Origin of the sequence: Bacillus sp. P14.5 (assembly GCF_003316765.1) — a bacterium.
Lineage (GTDB): Bacteria > Bacillota > Bacilli > Bacillales > Bacillaceae_B > Rossellomorea.
In genome coordinates, this window is the sequence record NZ_NIJF01000045.1 from 37,782 (window position 1) to 57,547 (window position 19,766).

At 43.9% G+C, this 19,766-nt stretch carries 18 protein-coding genes and 1 pseudogene; 15 read left to right on the forward strand and 4 right to left on the reverse strand.

Annotated elements, in window-relative coordinates; genetic code table 11:
* Positions 1-70 precede the first annotated feature (70 nt).
* Positions 71-2,218 (forward strand): type I pullulanase, encoded by a 2,148-nt coding sequence (gene pulA, locus B9Z54_RS06205; protein WP_113927607.1) that lies wholly within the window; start codon positions 71-73, stop codon positions 2,216-2,218.
* A 675-nt stretch (positions 2,219-2,893) separates the two neighbouring features.
* Complete coding sequence (locus tag B9Z54_RS06210) at positions 2,894-3,667, forward strand: phosphotransferase family protein (RefSeq protein WP_113927608.1); 774 nt, start codon at positions 2,894-2,896, stop codon at positions 3,665-3,667.
* Positions 3,668-3,670: 3 nt separating this feature from the next.
* Here B9Z54_RS06210 and B9Z54_RS06215 read toward each other — a convergent pair whose 3' ends face one another.
* Together B9Z54_RS06215 and B9Z54_RS26125 are read right to left on the reverse strand one after the other, a co-directional pair.
* Complete coding sequence (locus B9Z54_RS06215) at positions 3,671-3,949, reverse strand: YtzH-like family protein (protein ID WP_113927609.1); 279 nt, start codon at positions 3,947-3,949, stop codon at positions 3,671-3,673.
* A gap of 187 nt (positions 3,950-4,136) precedes the next feature.
* Positions 4,137-4,262: a hypothetical protein gene (locus B9Z54_RS26125; protein ID WP_262371021.1), complete on the reverse strand. Its 126-nt coding sequence runs from the start codon at positions 4,260-4,262 to the stop codon at positions 4,137-4,139.
* A 598-nt stretch (positions 4,263-4,860) separates the two neighbouring features.
* On the opposite strand from B9Z54_RS26125, the gene trmB reads away from it, so the two are divergent.
* Entirely contained in the window at positions 4,861-5,505 is a 645-nt protein-coding gene (gene trmB, locus B9Z54_RS06220; protein WP_113927610.1) for a tRNA (guanosine(46)-N7)-methyltransferase TrmB, read from the forward strand.
* A gap of 209 nt (positions 5,506-5,714) precedes the next feature.
* Entirely contained in the window at positions 5,715-6,557 is an 843-nt protein-coding gene (locus tag B9Z54_RS06225; protein WP_113927611.1) for a YtnP family quorum-quenching lactonase, read from the forward strand.
* A 37-nt stretch (positions 6,558-6,594) separates the two neighbouring features.
* On the opposite strand, the gene B9Z54_RS06230 is transcribed toward B9Z54_RS06225, so the two are convergent.
* Positions 6,595-6,909 (reverse strand): hypothetical protein, encoded by a 315-nt coding sequence (locus tag B9Z54_RS06230; protein ID WP_113927612.1) that lies wholly within the window; start codon positions 6,907-6,909, stop codon positions 6,595-6,597.
* 170 nt (positions 6,910-7,079) lie between these two features.
* On the opposite strand from B9Z54_RS06230, the gene B9Z54_RS06235 reads away from it, so the two are divergent.
* Together B9Z54_RS06235 and B9Z54_RS06240 are read left to right on the forward strand one after the other, a co-directional pair.
* Entirely contained in the window at positions 7,080-8,153 is a 1,074-nt protein-coding gene (locus B9Z54_RS06235) for a M42 family metallopeptidase (protein ID WP_113927613.1), read from the forward strand.
* 243 nt (positions 8,154-8,396) lie between these two features.
* On the forward strand, positions 8,397-8,930 hold the full coding sequence (locus tag B9Z54_RS06240) for a DUF84 family protein (RefSeq protein WP_113927640.1): 534 nt from the start codon (positions 8,397-8,399) through the stop codon (positions 8,928-8,930).
* Between the two features lie 719 nt (positions 8,931-9,649).
* On the opposite strand, the gene B9Z54_RS06245 is transcribed toward B9Z54_RS06240, so the two are convergent.
* Positions 9,650-10,096 (reverse strand): YtoQ family protein, encoded by a 447-nt coding sequence (locus tag B9Z54_RS06245; RefSeq protein WP_113927614.1) that lies wholly within the window; start codon positions 10,094-10,096, stop codon positions 9,650-9,652.
* A gap of 177 nt (positions 10,097-10,273) precedes the next feature.
* On the opposite strand from B9Z54_RS06245, the gene B9Z54_RS06250 reads away from it, so the two are divergent.
* The 9 genes and pseudogenes from B9Z54_RS06250 (at position 10,274) to B9Z54_RS06290 (ending at position 19,607) form a co-directional block, all read left to right on the forward strand.
* Positions 10,274-10,786: a hypothetical protein gene (locus tag B9Z54_RS06250; RefSeq protein ID WP_113927615.1), complete on the forward strand. Its 513-nt coding sequence runs from the start codon at positions 10,274-10,276 to the stop codon at positions 10,784-10,786.
* A 233-nt stretch (positions 10,787-11,019) separates the two neighbouring features.
* On the forward strand, positions 11,020-12,036 hold the full coding sequence (locus B9Z54_RS06255) for a PTS sugar transporter subunit IIC (RefSeq protein WP_113927616.1): 1,017 nt from the start codon (positions 11,020-11,022) through the stop codon (positions 12,034-12,036).
* 1 nt (position 12,037) lies between these two features.
* Positions 12,038-12,349, forward strand: a complete 312-nt coding sequence (locus B9Z54_RS06260) for a thioredoxin family protein (RefSeq protein ID WP_113927617.1) — start codon at positions 12,038-12,040, stop codon at positions 12,347-12,349.
* 487 nt (positions 12,350-12,836) lie between these two features.
* Complete coding sequence (locus B9Z54_RS06265; RefSeq protein ID WP_113927618.1) at positions 12,837-13,643, forward strand: DUF1444 domain-containing protein; 807 nt, start codon at positions 12,837-12,839, stop codon at positions 13,641-13,643.
* Between the two features lie 2 nt (positions 13,644-13,645).
* The gene (gene ytpR / locus B9Z54_RS06270; RefSeq protein ID WP_113927619.1) at positions 13,646-14,251 is read left to right on the forward strand and encodes a YtpR family tRNA-binding protein; all 606 of its coding nucleotides are present in this window, start codon (positions 13,646-13,648) and stop codon (positions 14,249-14,251) included.
* A gap of 296 nt (positions 14,252-14,547) precedes the next feature.
* Positions 14,548-15,645 (forward strand): hypothetical protein, encoded by a 1,098-nt coding sequence (locus tag B9Z54_RS06275; RefSeq protein WP_113927620.1) that lies wholly within the window; start codon positions 14,548-14,550, stop codon positions 15,643-15,645.
* 161 nt (positions 15,646-15,806) lie between these two features.
* Positions 15,807-17,621, forward strand: a pseudogene (locus B9Z54_RS06280) (DNA translocase FtsK); the annotation flags it as partial.
* 204 nt (positions 17,622-17,825) lie between these two features.
* Positions 17,826-18,929 (forward strand): nicotinate phosphoribosyltransferase, encoded by a 1,104-nt coding sequence (locus tag B9Z54_RS06285; protein WP_113927622.1) that lies wholly within the window; start codon positions 17,826-17,828, stop codon positions 18,927-18,929.
* A gap of 12 nt (positions 18,930-18,941) precedes the next feature.
* On the forward strand, positions 18,942-19,607 hold the full coding sequence (locus B9Z54_RS06290) for a hypothetical protein (protein ID WP_113927623.1): 666 nt from the start codon (positions 18,942-18,944) through the stop codon (positions 19,605-19,607).
* The last annotated feature ends 159 nt before the right edge of the window (positions 19,608-19,766 follow it).

Sequence of the window (19,766 nt, forward strand, 5' to 3'; positions counted from 1 at the left end):
CGAAGTACAGCATCGTAATTGGAAGACAGCCGATATGAAAAGCTGAGTACATAAGGGGAGGTGTTTATTTTTGCTTATTATTCAAAGGGATTTTTATGCCTATTTAGATGAAATGAAAACAGTAACAGTCCTGCTTCCCCACTCTTACTTTGAGGGACACTCTTCTGCCTTTTATATGAAAGAGGAGAATAAGGAAAAAGTACCTCTGGTGATTAGAGAAAGACATTCTCTTCCAGAGCAGAATAAATATATATGTTCCATTGATTTTGAACCTCAGCTGGACAGGACTTATTATATTGAAGATGAGCATGGAAATGAAACGGATCTCCAGGTTGGGGCGGTTATCAGGACACACGAATTCGATGAAAAGTATTTCTATGAAGGCAATGATTTAGGGGTGACTTTGGATGGCGGGAGAACTATCTTTAAAGTTTGGGCACCCACTGCAACGAAGGTTATGTTGAAGCTTACCGGTTCCGATATGAACTCGTCCCAGCAACATGATATGACCAGAGGAGAAAAAGGAGTTTGGGCCTTTTCTCTGGAGGGAGATGCCGACGGTTGTTTTTATACCTATCTTACTTGCATTAATTTGCATTGGCAGGAAGCGGTGGATCCTTATGCAAAATCTGTTTCGCTTAACAGTGAGTGGGGCGCCGTCGTCGATATGGGGAAAACCGTTCAGGCCATTGACTCTCTTCCGGCCTTGGAATCCAAAACAGACAGTATTATCTATGAACTTCATATCAGAGATTTTTCGGTGCATGAGGAAAGCGGGATGAAGCATAAAGGGGCATACCTGGCTTTTACAGAGACCGGGACCAGAACGTCAAACGGTCTTACAACCGGGGTGGATTATTTGGATGAGCTAGGTATCACCCATGTGGAACTTCTGCCTGTAAATGATTTTGAAGGTGTGTCGGATCTCAGGGACGATGGAAGATATAACTGGGGCTACAATCCGCTGAACTTTAATGCCCCGGAAGGAAGCTATTCCAGCAGGCCGCAGGATCCATATTCCAGGATCAATGAGCTGAAAGAGGTGATTCACTCCCTTCACAGCAGAGGCATCAGGGTCATCTTGGATGTAGTGTACAACCATGTTTATATAAAAGAGGAGTCTTCCTTTGAAAAAATAGTTCCCGGCTACTATTTCCGCTATGATGAAAATGGCATGCCTTCCAATGGCACCGGAGTAGGAAATGACATGGCTTCGGAAAGAAAAATGGTACGCAAATTCATTATGGACTCTGTACGTTACTGGCTGAAGGAATTCAAAGTGGATGGCCTCCGCTTTGATTTGATGGGGATTCTCGATGTGGAGACCATGAATCTTGTTCATGAAGAAGCCGAGAAAATCCTGCCTAACGCCTTGATCATCGGAGAGGGATGGAACTTGAATACCCCGCTTCCACAAAGCATGAAGGCTAACATTCGCAATGCTGGGAGAATGCAAGGAATCAGCCAGTTTAATGATTCGTTTCGCGACGGCATCAAAGGGAGTACCTTTAACTTGTATGACAGGGGCTTTGCACTGGGCCACAGCGGCCTTGAAAAAAGAGCGGCTGAAGTACTCACAGGAAGCATTGGGTTAACGGGAGAATCCGGCCTGTTTTTACATCCTGCCCAAACGGTTAACTATGTTGAATCACATGACAATCATACCTTATGGGATAAGATTTCCGCTTGCTGTCCGGATGAAGCTGAGAGGGAAAAGAGGCATATGCTTGCCACCTCCATGGTTCTTCTTTCCCAAGGAATCGCCTTCCTCCACGCAGGCCAGGAATTTCTGCGGACCAAGGAAGGTGTCGAAAACAGCTACAAATCTCCGGATGAAATCAATCAGCTTGATTGGCACAGGAGAACGATATATCAGAATAAGGTTGAGTATATAAAAGGACTGATTGCCATACGGAAAGCACATGGAGCTTTCCGTTTCAGCCAGCCAGAATTGATCCGGAAGCACATACAGGCGGATTACAGTTCTCCTGGAGTGGTTAAATTACATCTTAACAATATTAAAGCTTATGGCCCTTGGAATGAAATCTTTATTCTCTTCCATGCAGGTGAGTCACAATTGTCTGTTTCTCTTCCTTTAGGTGAAACACCATGGAAACTCATATCTGATGGAGAGAGTGCAGGACTGCAGGCGCTGGATGTACTGGATGGCGGCATGCTGAAGGCAGATCCTGTCAGCTGTTATGTTTGCTGCCGGTAGGCCTTTAGTTTATATAGTGTGGATACAAGTGCTGTATAGGGCGATGGGTTTTTATATAGCACGGAATGTTGGATAGTGGGAAATGATGAGGTATGAAGCCGCTTTGAATAGGATCAAACTCAGAAAAACGGGAAATGGTGCAGTATTAAATGACCTTTAACAGCACCAAACTATCAAAAACGAAAAATGGTGCAGCTCAAAATGGATTTGAACAGCATCAAATCTCGGAAATCGGAACTTGATGCAGTATAGAGTGGCTTTTAACAGCATCAAATTATTAAAATTAGAAAATGATGCAGTAAAAAGTGGCTTTTAACAGCATTAAATCTCTAAAAACTAAAAATGATGTAGTAAGAAATGACCTTAAACAGAATCGAATACTAAAAGCTTCAAACGATGAACAAATGTACGGATATTCAATAAAGGCCATGCCCTCCAACCCGCGCGCTTTTGATAGGACTTGACGGAATGGGGCAAGAGACGATACTATTGATAAAGATGGCTATTGCACTTTTTGCCCAATAGCTGTCTTTTTATTTTCAGGGTGATTTAAAAGAAATGGACCGGAAATCCGTTCTTTTAAACGGCCGAAATTTTAACTAAAGAACTCAAAATGCGAATTAAAAAGATATTATTTCAATATAAATGAAGCGAACCAATAGAAGGTGAATATTATTGGAACACTTATTTGATCAAGATTGGGAAATCCTACCGGCGGGAGGAGCAACAGGAGAAGCATTTTTTGCCCGTTATCAGGAGCAAAAGCTTTTTCTGAAAAGGAACTCTTCTCCTTTTTTGGCGGTTCTATCAGCTGAAGGGATCGTCCCAAAACTTGTCTGGACTAAAAGAATAGAGAATGGCGATGTCATCACAGCGCAGCATTGGCTGAACGGGAGAGAACTGGATCCTGAAGAAATGCAAGAGGAAAGGGCAGCGAAGCTCTTGAAAAAAATCCACTCTTCCAGGCCGTTGTTAACGATGCTGGAAAGACTGGGAAAAGAGCGTTTTCAGCCTGAACACATGTTGACGGAACTGGAGACCGGGCTCGATTTTGAGTTGCTTTCACATCCCAAGGTTAGAGAAGCCCTGCACTTTCTCCAAACGGATCTTCCCAAAATCTCTCATGACGAATATGTTGTCTGCCATGGAGATGTCAATCACAACAACTGGCTGCTATCGGATAACAACCAGCTGTATCTGATTGACTGGGACGGAGCTATGATTGCCGACCCGGCAATTGATATCGGGCTTCTCCTGTATTGGTATATCCCTGAGGAGAACTGGGACACATGGCTTTCGCAATACGGTGTACCATTGACGGACAACCTTAAGCTTAGAATGAAATGGTATGTGATATCCCAAACCCTTTTGTCCATCCAATGGCATAAAGGAAAGGCAAGATTTCACGAAATGAACCACTGGATTGAATACCTTCACACCATCGTCTGAGCCTTAAGACAAAGTATCCATGTCATGAACCCACTGGGAGAGGTTCTGTTTCTGGGAAGTGATATGGAAATCGAGGTCTGATGAATTGATACCGTTTTGACTGTAGTTATAAACTTCCTGAAGAATCGGCTTGATTCCTTCACCGATGTTGGTATTGACCATCAGGGACTTCACCAGGCGTTCCAGCTGTTCACACTCTGCAACCGATCCGCAGCAATCATCAGAGTGATTCATTAATATATCCTTCAACAAGTTCATTTGATCATGGTGTCCGAGTGGCATAATAACACCCTTTCCGGTTGGAATTATAGAAAAGAATTCACAATTAGTTTGTGGATTCTTTTTTGTTTATGCATGAATTTGGATGGGGCATGGTACCAGGGCAGAATCAAAAGGATTCAAAAGGCCGGCGATAATCAGAACAAAGAAAGCCGCCACTAATTTTTTGTGGCGGCTTTCTTTGTTTTACTTATATTGAAAACGAACGCTGAGTCAGTTTCTCTACAGGATACACAGCCAGGCTGTAACCCACGAACATAACAGCCATCCCGGCCAAAACAGAAACCTCTGCAGCGATATTTACTAATTTACTCATCTATACTCATCCCCTTTTCTGTATTTTCTAAACCCGTGCAAATAATCTACATTCTTAACCTTAACAGAACATAAGCTTTATCCAAATTGCGGTAAGGGTTATTAAAACATCTCTATCAAGGATGACGACTGATGTAATCGGATACAGAGACCTTGTTTGTATGTATACAGGTATATCCTCAAGGATGCTCCAGAATATAAAAAGTGCTCTCAAATACTGATGAATTCCGACATTACTTGCAGAGAAAGGGATGTCATGGTATTGTTTTGACGATGAGAAATTATATTTTTACTCTTTTTAAAAGTCTTGTTTATGAACTATACTTTTTCATAAGGCTCTATTCTTAAAGATAGATTAATGTTTTTGGTCGCTATTTTACCTTCTTTCCCCCTTTTACGCAGGGATTGGAGCGGAAGGCGTACGACCTCCTGCGGGACTAGCGGGACAGGTTAGACCCCGCAGGCGAATCCAGCTCCAGCGGCCAGCACCTAGCGGAGTCGTGCGACTGAAGCGGAAATCCACTACTTTTCAACAACCAGAATCTTTGAGAAAAGAGCATGCATTTTAAAAAGAGCTCAAGAAAAAAAGAGGTGTCTATATGCGTTTAAGAAATAAACCATGGGCAAGCGAAAAGCTTAATGAGTATCCTCAATATGTTGTTGCCCAGCCTGAAGATAAAAAGGGTAAGTGGCATGAGGAATTCAAAAATGATAACCCTCTTCATATTGAAGTGGGAACCGGCAAAGGACAATTTGTGACGGAGATGGCTAAAGCCAACCCTGACGTTAACTATATTGGAATTGAATTGTACGAGAGTGTCATTGTCTCGGCCCTGGATAGAATTATCGAGGCGGACATACCGAACGTCAAACTATTGAATGTCGATGCCAAAAACCTTAAAGAATACTTTGAGAAAAATGATGTGGACAGGGTGTATCTCAACTTCTCAGATCCATGGCCAAAAAACCGCCATGAAAAGAGACGCCTGACATTTGAAAGCTTTTTAAAATTATATGAAGATATCCTTGTGGATGAAGGTGAAATTCATTTTAAAACAGATAACCAAGGGCTGTTTGAGTATTCACTCAAGAGCTTTTCTCATTATGGACTTCTGTTGAACTTTCTCAGCCTGGATCTTCATAACAGTGATTTTGAAGGAAACATAATGACTGAGTACGAAGAGAAATTCTCTTCCCGCGGTCAGAGGATCTACCGTTGTGAAGTAAAGTATCCCAAAAAATAGTCTTAAGTACAGGGCAGCTCACTAGGTGGGCTGTTTTTTTGTTGAGACAGTGCTGATTTTTTGGGGCATGGATTGTCCTACATCACCGCGATACCTTGTGAAAAGGGACAGTCCCTCCTAGTGCTTTAGAGTATTAAAGCGGGAGGGGCTGGAAGTTTTAATCCGGAGAAATTTTCTGATAATATGAAGAGTGAAAGGGGAGATGGAATATGGAATCTTTGGAACTGCATAATTTAAGTTTCAGATGGCTGGACGGCGGGGTGACCAGGATGGACGGCGGTGCTATGTTCGGTGTTGTGCCAAAGCCGCTATGGTCCAGAAAGTACGATGTTAATGACCTGAACCAGATTGAGTTAAGAACGGATCCAATCTTTTTTCAGCTGGATGGTAAGAATATACTGATTGAATCTGGAATCGGAAAGGGAAAACTTACGGATAAACAAAAGCGGAATTATGGAGTGACAGAAGAATCCTCTATAGAGGATTCACTGAAAGCACTGCAGCTGGCGCCTGAGGACATCGACATTATTTTAATGACACATATGCATTTTGATCATGCATGCGGTTTGACCAAATATGAAGGTGATAAACTTGTGTCTGTATTTCCAAACGCGGATATTTACACATCTCAAACGGAATGGGATGAAATGAGGAATCCGAATATCCGTTCCAAAAATACATATTGGAAAGAAAATTGGGAATGCATTGCCCATCAGGTGAAGGCTTTCAAGGATGAAGTCGAAGTGTTGGACGGTGTGAGGATGATTCACACTGGAGGACATAGTGATGGGCACTCGATTATCCTTATTGAAAGAGGAGAGGATAAACTCATTCATATGGCGGATTTGATGCCGACACATGCGCACAAAAATCCATTATGGGTCTTGGCATATGATGATTATCCGATGACATCCATTTCTGCAAAAGAGAAGTGGATCCAAAAAGCCATCGATGAAGGATATTGGTTCTTGTTCTACCATGACGCCGTCCATCGTGCATTGAAATGGAATCCCCAGGGTGAAATCGAACAGTCTGTTGATAGGCAAAAATAAAAAACTGAAAGGCCCGGGGCCTTTCAGTTTTTTTGCTTCAGGACAGCTGCTGGATATGCAGAACTGTTCCATTTTTAGAGTCGGCAACAAATTCATATTGCTGAAGGGCACCATCTTTATGACGGGAGATACCGCCGCGATAGACCTTGGTTTTAATTGGATACACTTCATAGCTTTCCGGCACCATGCCTATCCACGAACCATCGATCGGTCCCTCTTTTTTGAATGCTGTTTTGACAGTTTGCAGAACTTTTTCAGGAGAATGCAATGTTTGTGTATCAAGCGTTTCTTTCAGTAAGTATCCTCCGGCAATTCCCACTCCTGCACCGAGTAAAAACGATTTCCAATTCATTACTTTTCCTCCTAGCACGAATATTTCTGATTCCATTATACTAAACTTTCCAGGAAGGTACATCTTAAAGGGAGGATCACTTTTGAGCAAGAATTGTGGAAAGTCGCTTGAAAGTTCTGTAAAATAGAAAATGGAGATAATCATTACATACATAAAGGGGTTAAAGCCATATGAATCAAGAGACATTGGAATTATTCCGTACACTGACTGAACTGCCAGGTGCGCCTGGCAATGAGCATGCTGTACGTAAATTTATGAGAGAAGAGCTTACTAAATATTCGGATGAGGTCATCCAGGATGGCCTTGGCGGAATATTCGGAGTTAGAAAAGGACAGGAAAACAGCCCGAAAGTAATGGTAGCCGGCCACATGGATGAAGTTGGATTCATGGTTACTTCGGTTACGGATAACGGAATGATCCGGTTCCAGACTCTTGGAGGATGGTGGAGCCAGGTTCTATTGGCGCAGCGTGTGCAGGTCATTACCGACAACGGCCCTGTAACAGGTGTTATCGGTTCGATTCCTCCTCACCTGCTGGATGAATCACAGCGAAGCAAGCCAATGGCCATTAAAAATATGCTGATTGATATCGGAGCAGATGATAAAGAAGATGCCAAAAAAATCGGAATCAAGCCAGGTCAGCAGATCGTGCCGATTTGTCCGTTCACGCCAATGGCAAACGAGAAAAAAGTCCTTGCCAAAGCATGGGATAACCGCTATGGCTGCGGGCTTTCAGTGGAGCTTCTTAAAGAACTGAAAGGCGTCGATCTTCCGAATACACTATATTCCGGTGCCACTGTCCAGGAAGAAGTTGGCCTTCGAGGCGCCCAGACTGCTGCCAACATGATCAATCCTGATATATTCTTTGCTCTTGATGCAAGCCCGGCAAACGACATGTCAGGCAGCAAGAAAGAGTTCGGACATCTTGGGAAAGGTGCGCTTCTTCGTATCCTTGACCGTTCAATGGTCACTCACAGAGGCATGAGGGAGTTCATCCTCGACACGGCCGAATCAAATGATATTCCGTATCAATACTTTGTTTCTCAAGGCGGCACCGATGCTGGACGCGTCCATATGTCGAACGAGGGCGTACCGAGTGCGGTCATCGGAATCTGTTCCCGCTATATCCATACGGCGGCTTCCATGATTCACGTAGACGACTATGCAGCAGCAAAAGAATTGATCACAAAGCTTGTAAAAGAATGCGACCGTTCCACAATCGAAAGCATTCGCCAAAATTCTTAATAGGTCATCATCCAGGGAGAGAGGGTTATTAACCTCTCTTTCTTTTTGTAATCATTGCTGCTATTTAATATAATTTTCGTTAGCTAATGCAATAGCTCACCGAAATTATCCTGGTAAGCAAGAATGAAAAGAGCTGCTCACTCCGTTTAGAGAGATTATCCGGGGGAAATCCGGGTCTTGGAATTTTTCCGAAAGAAATATATATGCGAAAACAACCTTGAGAAAATAGGGGAGGAAGCATTGATGATCATAGGTATCGGTACGAAAAATAAAGCAAAGGTTGAAGCGGTCAAGGGAGGTTTCTCTGAACTGCTCACTGAAGGCATTGATTTTGAAAGTTACAAAACAGAATCGGGTGTCAGTGAACAGCCTTTCTCTGATGAAGAAACCATTCAGGGGGCTGTCAACAGGGCTGAAGCTGTTTTGAAAATGTCAAAAGGAAGTATTGGTATCGGATTGGAGGGCGGAGTCGTTCAAACAGATTACGGGTTGTTTCTTTGCAATTGGGGAGCGCTGGCTGAACGAGGGAAGAAGCCCATCATAGCAGGCGGAGCCCGGATTCTTTTGCCTGAAACCATTGCTAATAGAGTGCTGAATGGAGAGGAACTGGGACCCGTGATGGATGATTACTGTCAGAGTGAAGGCATACGTCAGCATGAAGGAGCGATGGGCATCTTCACGAATGGAGCCGTGAACAGAGATGAGATGTTCAAGCATACGGTAAAGCTGCTTGTTGGGCAATGGAGTTTCAGGAGAGCCGGTCTTCAGCGCGGGTAAGGTAATGAGCTGCGGGTGCTGAGAGTCGCTAGGTATATGATCTTGGTGTTTTTCCGTTTTGATGTCCTTCGGAAGCCGTGCGAGGGACAGTATCCAGGAGATTTTCGGTTTTAGTGTCCCTCTGAAGCCGAGCGAGGGACAGTATGCAGGAGATATTTGGTTTTAGTGTCCCTCGGAAGCCGTGCGAGGGACAGTATCCAGGAGATTTTTGGTTTTAGTGTCCTTCGGAAGCCGAACGAGAGACAGTATCCAGGAGATTTTCGGTTTTAGTGTCCTTCGGAAGCCGAGCGAGAGACAGTATCCAGGAGTATTTTCGGTTTTAGTGTCCCTCGGAAGCCGTGCGAGAGACAGTATCCAGGAGTATTTTTGGTTTTAGTGTCCCCCCGGAAGCCGAGCGAGGGACAGTATGCAGGAGATTTTCGGTTTTAGTGTCCATCGGAAGCCGTGCGAGGGACAGTATCCAGGAGATTTTCGGTTTTAGTGTCCTTCGGAAGCCGAACGAGGGACAGTATGCAGGAGATTTTTGGTTTTAGTGTCCATCGGAAGCCGTGCGAGGGACAGTATGCAGGAGATTTTTGGTTTTAGTGTCCTTCGGAAGCCGTGCGTGGGACATCAAAATCAGATTTTTCCCTTTGGCTGCCCCTCTTTAGTCTAAACCAAAACAAAAAGGAAGCAGGCTATGCTCCCTTTTAAAATAAACAGTAATTGATCCGCATTATTTACTCTGCCTCAAAAATGTAAGAAAGAGCTTTAATCGCTTGATTGACTGTTTCCACTGTCACGTTGGCCTTATTGGATAATTCCTTAAGAGGATGATGAAGTTCTTGCGGTCGGACGAGGATCAAAGGCTTTCCTTTAGCAAGGGCTGCACTGGCGTCCATGGCGGTGTTCCATTGTTTGTACTTTTCACCGAATAAGGCGATGACTAAATCAGCTTTGGACATTAATATTTCTGTACGAAGATTGTTGAGATCTGAAGCTGCGTCATCCTTATATACAGCTCCGGGTTGTTCTCCCTGTATTTCCTCTCCAATATTATCCGAGCGTTCATGGTTTTCCATTGGCCCCACAAATGTAAGAGGAAGCTGTAACGCTTTAGCTTTCTCTTTTATTTCGCTTCTCCAGTCACTATGGATTTCTCCTGCAAGATAGACCGTCAGTTCCATAAAAAACCTCCTTAAGATTGTTTTGTTTTATCTTACCATGAATGAAAAAGGTAAACGAATGGAAAGGCTCTCATAAATTGTCGAAAGATGGGGAATCTTACTAAAAAGAGGGTTGTCAATAGGCCTTTTTGAGGGGTATGATAGAAAAGAACGATTGCTAGATAAGGAGTGAAGCGGGTGTCAAAATCAATTATATTCAGGTTTTCTGTCATTCTAATGCTATTACTGACCGCTGGGTGCAGCAGTGCAACACTTGAGGAAAGTCAGAAAGAGGCCGTGGAAGCTGCCAAAGACACGTTTGAAAGTCCTGTTGAAGAGGCATCGGAGGAAACAGAAAATTTTCATTTTCACCTTCCATCCGGAGCATCCATTAAAGAGAAAAACGCTAATAACGTTATTATAGAGAATGGAAACCACACTTATATATTATTTTATAATCAAAATGTTTCTTCTGACAGTGAGCAGCTATATGAGCTGTCAGTCCAGGACGAGACCGATCTCTTAAAACAGGAAACCTTCAGGGACGACGAAAGGTTCGGTTATTTCCTGATTAGGGAAGTAGAAGAAGAGCAATTTGAACTGACTGCTGGAATCGGCGGGACCAAAATGACTACCCAATCCGTTAAAGATGATATGGCCTCAGACAGTGAGTTCATGATGGAAGTTGTGTCTTCAGTTAAAAATAAATAAAGCTTCTTTCCTTTTGCGCTTGGTCAGCCCATCAAGCGTATTTATTTTATTTTTTTTCCTTCTCTGCAAGGATAGCAGAAATGAAGAACCACTTGATGCTCTCCATATGAATCAGAAGGAAAAATGCATTAAGGGAATACAGAGGTTAATCGTGAAAAATATAGTGGACATTTACGACATGTGTCTTTACACTAGTAAATGATTCTTTAGATATCAGATAAAAGGAGGCCAACATGAAAGAATTTTTAGAGAAACAGGGAGTCAAGCCTTCAGCAAAGGTTTACTTTATCGATGCGTTGTCCTTTATGGCACTCGGTTTGTTCTCATCATTGATTATAGGACTTATTATAAAAACGATTGGACAACAGTTAAATTTCAATTTCCTTATCGAAATGGGAGACCTGGCCATCAGCTTGATGGGTCCTGCCATAGGTGCGGCAATCGCATACGGACTTGGCGCACCTCCGCTCGTCCTTTTTGCAGCAGTGGTGACTGGTGCTGCGGGTGCATCGCTTGGAGGTCCAGCTGGTGCCTATGTCGCTGCGGTTCTTTCCACTGAAATTGGAAAGATCGTCAGCAAAACGACCAAGGTGGACATCATCGTTACCCCTCTTGTCACCATTGCAGCTGGTTACACAGCAGCAGCTTTGATTGGACCTTGGATTGGAGAATTCATGGTTCTCTTCGGCAGCTGGATTGAATGGGGAACAGAGCAGAGACCTATCATCATGGGTATTTTGGTGGCGGCTCTCATGGGGTTAGCCCTGACCGCCCCGATTTCGTCGGCAGCCATTGCCTTGATGCTTGACTTAAACGGAGTGGCGGCAGGAGCAGCGACTATAGGATGCAGTGCCCAAATGGTCGGTTTTGCGGTCATGAGTTATCGTGAGAACAAGTTCGGCGGGCTGCTTGCACAGGGAATCGGGACGTCCATGCTTCAGGTGCCGAATATCGTCCGAAACCCCCGGATTCTTATACCTCCGACGTTAGCAGGGATGATCCTTGCTCCAATAGGCACGACGATATGGGTGATGGAAAATAATGCAGCGGGTGCCGGCATGGGAACAAGCGGTTTTGTCGGGCAGATCATGACGCTGAAAACGATGGGCTTTTCCGGGCAGGTCTGGATACAGATCCTGGTGTTGCATATCGTTGGACCAGCCTTGCTTACGCTGGTAATATCTCTATATATGAGAAAAATCGGCTGGATCAAATCAGACCAGCTGTACATCAGTACAGGAGGGAAATAATATGAAAAAACTATCCAGCATAGAAGAATTCAACACAATGAAAAACGAAGGAATGCACATCTTTATGTTCTCGGCAGATTGGTGTCCTGACTGCCGGGTGATCGACCCGGTTCTGCCGGAAATCGAAGAGAACAACTCGGAATACAAATTCGTCTATGTAGACAGAGATGAATTCATCGACCTATGTGCCGACCTGGGAGTCTTTGGAATCCCGAGCTTCCTTGCTTTTAACAGCGGCAAAGAACTTGGACGGTTCGTCAGCAAAGACAGAAAGACCAAAGAACAGATCGAAGAGTTCATTCAAGGACTATAATATTGCTGAACAGAGGAGCACCCGTGTTTCTCTGTTTTTTTTGTGCATGAATGTGAGTATGCGTGCGTACGTGACAGTCACGCCCCGGAATTTGTCGATGGATTAGAAAGATGTTCGTTTGGCGGTAGTGTCTTAAACACCGCTCCACAGTGCAAATTCTGGGTTTTAAAAAGTGATTAAGAGTAAACACCCTGCTTCAGGAGGAATTTGAGGATCTAGCAGGGTGATTAAGCGGAAAACACCCTGCTTCAGAAGGGAGTTGAGGATCCAAGCATGGTGATTAAGGGGGAAACTCCCTGTTTCAGAGGGATTGCGTAAATATATCAAGGTGTATAAGCCCTGGCTAAGTTTTAAATGAAAAACCCTATCCCAAAACACTGCTATCAATGAAGCCTTGCAAAACACCCCTTTCATTTTGTATAACAGGCTGTTTATTGTACAATAAGAACGATTAAAGTATGCTCCTGGCGAAAAGGAGGACAAATATATGGATGCAAAGAAAATGAGGAAGATGCTTGAAGAGAGGCTTTCTTCTCCTGACCGCAAGTTTCTTTTTGACAGGGAAAAAGAAGTCTTGCGTATAGAGAACATCAACACAGGTAAAGGGATCAGCATCACGCTGGCACCGATTGTCGCAAAATGGGAAGTTTCGAAAGAGAAAGCCATCGATGAAGTGGTCTATTATGTGGAAGAGGCCCTGGATGTGATGGGGTATGAACACACGCTGACGGATAAAGAGAAGAAGATCTTTCCAGTAATCCGCTCAACATCCTTTCCAACCAAGACACATGAAGATGTGCCTTTTATTACGGAAGAGCATACAGCGGAAACACGAATTTATTATGCGGTGGACCTCGGTTCTACCTATCGCATGATGGATGAGAAAATACTGCAGGCAGAGGGATGGACAGCAGGGAAAGTGAAGGAAGCTGCCCGTTTCAACCTTCGTTCTCTTCCTGTGAAATTGAAGCAGGATACTCTTGCCGGCAATGTATTTCATTTCTTGAACACGAATGATGGCTATGATGCGAGCAGGATCCTGAACTCTTCTTTTCTAAATGAAATGAAGGATAAGACAGAAGGGGAGATGACCATCTCCGTGCCTCATCAGGATGTCCTGATTATTGGTGACATCAAAAATGAAACAGGGTATGATATTCTAGCTGAATTGACTATGAGCTTTTTTACAAACGGAAAAGTTCCAATCACTTCCTTATCATTTCTCTATGAAGATAACGAATTGGAACCGATCTTTATATTGGCTCAAGACCGTAAATCTGGAAGGGAGAAATAAGCATGAACGTATTTTATAATTTGGAAGGCATTGGAGATACTTTAATCGTTTCAATGGTTCCTGGGTTTCAAGGCGAAAAGTCATTTGACAAAAAAGGTGACGCAGTAAGGATTTATGATGAAAACTCCGGCGAAACTATTGGTTATAACTTGTTTAAGGCTTCCTTTTATATGAAGCTTGACAGCAATGGGCAAGTGGAAATGAATCAGGACAAGCTTAATCAAATCAATGACGCTATTCAAAAAAATGGCTTTGAAGAGACGCTGGAAGCAGACTTCTCTCCTAAGTTTGTGGTCGGGTATGTGCAAGAAAAAGAAAAACATCCTAATGCAGACAAGCTGAGCGTCTGTACAGTAGATGTTGGAAAAGAAACATTGCAGATTGTCTGCGGCGCACCGAATATTGACAGTGGCCAAAAAGTGGTCGTAGCCAAGGTTGGAGCTGTAATGCCAAGCGGAATGCTCATCAAGGATGCCGAGTTAAGAGGTGTGGCATCGTCAGGCATGATCTGTTCCGCGAAGGAGCTGGATCTTCCGGATGCTCCTCAAGAAAAAGGCATACTGGTTCTTGAAGAAGACGCACAAGTTGGACAGCCATTTTCTTTTTGAAAACTTGATGCTTTTAAGCAGGGTAAATAAGAAAAGAGTAATTCATAACCTATCCAAAAGAAGCCAATCATAGTAATTAAAAAATTGACTCACAGGGAATTCATTCCGAAAGAGTCAATTTTTTTGTAGAGAAATTTAGTGTTGAGGTACGGACAACCTGAGCCGCATGTCTCACATAACAAGCTGGCTGGGGAAACCAAGTATGGACAAAATCTCCCATTCTGGTGATTTTACTCGAATTTTTTCTTTTAACTGTTACAATAAAGAGATGATTACAGTAGAGAGAGTGATAACAATTGAGTTGGCTTAAAAAAGTTTTTAACAGATTAAAAGATGAACCTATTCAATCAGATGAAGCCTCTTATAAAGAAGAGCGAAATATAGATGCACCGAATGATAAAAATAAAGACATAGAAGCAAGGATCTCCTATCAATATCCTAAAGGAGAATTCAGGTTCCCGGTCATCCCTGATCAAAGGGGAGCGCGAAGAGAAGAAAGAGAAAACCGGTCAGAAGAGAGAAGGCAAAGGCGCCATCCTTCCAAAGAGAAGGAAAAGCAAACTGAAAAAGAAGCCAAGATCCAAAAAGGCAGCCCGAAAAAAGAAAAGACTGCTGATAAAAAGGGAGATGCGTTCAAGCGTCCTTTCCGCCCTACGGAAATTCCCTCTCCGATCTACGGCTTCAGTAAACCGGCACAAAAGGATCCGATTCAATTCGAGCTGAAAAGCCATGAGCCGAGATTATGGAGAGAGTCTGAAAAGGCTGTTGAACCTCCTCGACCAGAGAATCAGCATCTAGTGGATGAGATTGAGAATATAGAAGATCATGAGGTTTATCCAAACGAAAACACCAATCTTAAGGTGAATGAAGAAGAAGAGAAAGTGTCAGCGGAAGAGTTCGAGCCGCTCAAATTCAAGGAAGAAACCAATTCAGAGAGAGTACATACAGAGATTTCACAGGAAGATTCTCCTGAAGCTCTGGCAGAAGAAACTGAAGTAACAGCGGATGTTCCGGAAGAGCCTGCAGCTGAAGTTGATAACGAGATTGAACCAGTTATCGAAACAGAAGAGCCTCGTGCTTTAGAAAACAGCAACCCTGAACCTGAAGAAATTGAAACGCAGCTTGAACCGCTGCCGGCCAAACAGGATGAGGAGCTTGAAGAAAAGTCTGAAGAGCCTGTTGAAGGTCTTATTCAAGAAGAGTCTATAATGGGTGAATCGAGCATAGAAGAGCCATTCATGGACGAGACAGAATCAGGGGAAGATCAGCAAGATGAGCAAATGCATGAAGAAGCACCACAGCCAGCTTCCAGACGGTCACATCTTCCTTTCAATGTATTGATGCTGAAGCAGGATAAAAGGATGATGGATCGAAAAAACGATTCGAAGCAATGAGAGTCAAAGATGCTGGAAATGAAGGACCGCCTGAAGAGCAGGATAAAAGGGAAGCACCGGTAAATGAGGCCAAAGATGTCCAAGTGGCAGTCAAAGAAGAAGCGGCTGCTATAGAGGAAGCTCCTTTGCAGACCCATAACGAAGAGAATCACTTGCAACAAGAAAACCCGATACATGAGGGTCCCGCTGCTCAAGCCGTTGTGGAACCTCTAGAAGAAAATGCAGGAGAATCTGCAAATGATGAGGAACCTGCCCAGCCAGAAAACGACCCTCAACCCGTTGTTTCTCAACATGAAGAGGAGACTCATAATGACCCAATCCCTTCGGAAGAGGAAACAAGCAGCCAGCCAGCACCATCAGAAGGCTCATCCAATCGGTCCCACCTGCCCTTCAATGTGTTAATGCTGAAGCAGGATAAAAGGAAGATGGTCAATCAGCCGAAAGCCGAACCAGCCGCTGCAGTCAAACCAGCTGCAGCAGAAGAGAAAAGCCAGGACGATGATTCTTTGAAAAAGTATGAAGAATTGGCAGACCAGCCTTCAGAAGAGGAGGGCTACGAATTTCCCCAGCTGAATTTCCTTGCTCCGCCGATTGTGAAGGAGTCGAGCGGTGAGTGGCTTGAAGCTCAAAGGGAGCTGCTGAACGATACGCTGGTGAACTTCAATGTCAGAGCTCGTGTGGTCAATGTAACAGAAGGCCCTGCCGTAACGAGATTTGAAGTTCAGCCGGAACCTGGCGTGAAAGTGAACAAAATCACCAATCTTGCCGATGATATCAAATTGAGTTTAGCAGCAAGAGATATCAGGATTGAAGCTCCTATTCCCGGCAAGCATACAATCGGGATAGAAGTGCCGAACCAGCAGAGCCGCCCGGTATCCCTGAGTGAAATCATTTCAAGCGGTCCATTCCAGGACAGCTCTTCGCCCCTTACGGCAGCTTTGGGCCTTGATATATCAGGAGAGCCGATTGTCACAGACTTGAATAAAATGCCCCACGGTTTGATTGCGGGTGCGACGGGCTCAGGAAAAAGTGTCTGCATCAATTCAATTCTGGTCAGTCTTTTGTATAAAGCATCTCCGCAGGATCTGAAGCTGCTGCTGATTGATCCGAAAATGGTTGAACTGGCTCCCTATAACCGGATGCCTCATCTGGTGAGTCCCGTCATTACAGATGTTAAAGCTGCGACTGCCGCTCTTAAATGGGCAGTGGAGGAAATGGAAAGACGGTATGAATTGTTTGCTCATACAGGAGTCAGGGATATAACCCGCTACAATTTAAAAGCAGAGAGAAATGGCGAGAAGAGCCAGAAGCTGCCGTATCTAGTGATTGTTATCGATGAGCTGGCAGACCTGATGATGATGTCTCCTGCAGATGTTGAGGAAGCCATCTGCCGTATCGCCCAGAAAGCAAGGGCTTGCGGAATTCACCTGATCATTGCGACCCAGCGTCCCTCAGTGGATGTCATCACCGGATTGATCAAGGCGAATGTTCCAACACGAATCGCTTTCTCCGTTTCTTCAGGAGTGGATTCCAGAACCATCATTGATGCAAGCGGAGCCGAGAAGCTGCTTGGAAAAGGCGATATGCTGTTCCTTGAAAATGGATCTTCCAAGCCTGTAAGACTTCAGGGTACATTCGTGTCGGATGACGAAATTGATGAAATCGTCCACCATGTCAGGGAACAAGGAGAACCTAATTACTTGTTCCAGCAGGATGAATTACTGAAAAAAGCTCAGGTGGATGAACAGGAAGATGAACTGTTCCTCGAAGCCTGTGAGTTTGTAGTCAACCAGGGCGGGGCTTCGACATCTCTCATCCAGAGGCATTTCCGTGTCGGCTACAACCGTGCGGCGAGACTTGTGGACATGATGGAAAGCCATGGAATCGTATCAGAAGCAAAAGGAAGCAAACCGAGAGATGTGTTAATTTCTTCTAGGGAACTTGGAGAGCTTCAAGACACTAGTACAATGACCTAAAGAGTGGTATTCTTAAAAGAATGAAACTATAATAAAATCAATACAATAACCTCATAGCAGAAAAGTGAAGGATGTACTCAGTCGTTCTTCGCTTTTTTGTTTCGTTAACTTTTAAGGAACTGGTTTTTGTGGTTGGTGTTCCTTTATAACTCAGTCAATGACAATCAAATAGACATGTACAGTTGATGGTAAGGAGCTTTTAGGATGAAGGAAATTCAATTGAAACTTCAAGGTAAACTGAATAGATTGACCAATGACACTTTCAAGTTTGATGAAAGGGTCAAGGAAGGCTGGTTTTCAGCTGTCTATTTTTTAAAAACAAGAGAAATTGCAAGGAAGTATAAATCAGACAGCACCATCACGATGCAGTTCTTCCAAAAGGAACATGCCGTTCTCTGCGGTACAGACGAAGTCATTGCTCTTCTGCATACTTTCGCAGATAACCCGGAAAACCTGGAAATCCATTCATTGAAGGATGGAGATAAGATTTCTCCGTTCGAAACAGTGCTGACCATTACAGGGCGGTATCAGGATTTTGGTTATCTGGAAGGAATCATTGATGGAATTCTTGGCCGGAGAACATCGGTCGCAACCAACGTCTACAAATTGATGAAAGCAGCGTCTCTGTCAGGAAAGAAAAAGCCAGTCATTTTCATGGGAGACCGGGATGACCATTATACCCAGCAGGCTGGAGACGGTTACGCCGCTTTTATCGGCGGATCTACCGCTCAAGCCACACATGCAATGAATGAATGGTGGGGCAAGCAGGGGATGGGCACCATGCCGCACGCCCTCATCCAGCTCTTCAACGGTGACATTGTTGCTGCGACACAGGCATATAAGGAAACCTTCCCGGAAGATGAATTGATTGCGCTGGTCGATTATAATAATGATGTGATCGATGATGCCTTGAAAGTGGCGAGAGCCTTTGGTTCAGAGCTGAAGGGTGTCCGCGTTGATACATCAAGAACAATGATTGACAAATACTTCGTCCGGAACCAGCATCTGCTTGGAACATTTGATCCAAGAGGAGTCAATGCAGAACTGATACTTGCCTTGCGCGAGGAATTGGATGGGGAAGGATTCAATCATGTAAAGATAGTGGTATCAGGAGGGTTTACAGAAGACCGCATCCGAGCTTTTGAAGAAAATGATATACCTGTGGATATGTACGGAGTCGGAGGAAGCCTTCTGAAAGTGACGATCGGCTTCACGGGTGATAACGTAATTCTTGATGGAAAGCCTCAAGCAAAAGCAGGAAGAAAATTCAGATGGAATGAACGTCTCGAGAAAGTCGAATGGCAATAGGTGTGATTCAATGTGAAGGAAAAAGAATCGCTGATTAATTTAGCGTCGTATAAGGAGAAAAAGCAACGGCAGGCTGAAGAGCATACAGAAGAATTGTATAATCAAAGCCTGCTGTATCTGGAAAGAGAGACAAACATCCGGGAAAAGGTAAGGGCAAAATTTATGTTTTCCAAGAAATTCTCCCTCTCTCTTGAAAGTGCGGAACCGGGTTCTGCTTTAGATACACTGTACAGACAATGGCTGTTATTTGATTATAAGACGGCAGCGAACAAGACTGTTTTTCATCAGTTCCTCCAGGTGAATGCACCCGGGATGACAGAAACAGACAGGATGCTGGGCGCTCTTTTTTTGACAGCAGCTTGGGAACCGGTGGAAGTGCTGGAAATTGATTGCGATGAAAATTCATTATTTGTACAGAATATACTACATAAGCACAAAGAAATGGTTGTGAGCCCTTTTACTCATGAAGGGCAGCTGAATTCCGGGGACATGGCTTTTATAAGAAAAATCCCTTTAGTTTCAAAAGGGATGTTACTCGGGCCTCCTTTCAGGGTAAAGGATGGAGAAATATTCAGAGGCCTATTGGACCATTATGAAAACAGCAGCAAGGACAGGGTCACTGCTTGGAGAAGCTTCATGAAAGAAAATGCAGCCCGGTTCATTGCTATGTCATTATAAAATCATACTTGTCGTTCATAGCCACTGGCATAAAAAGATGATATAATCTTTTCATTATTATACGGTCGATACTGAAGCGGGTTGTTGTTCATTAAGCAATCCCATTTTTGCAGGCTGGTCAAGATCTGCCTGCTGGCAAAAATGGATTAATGTCATATA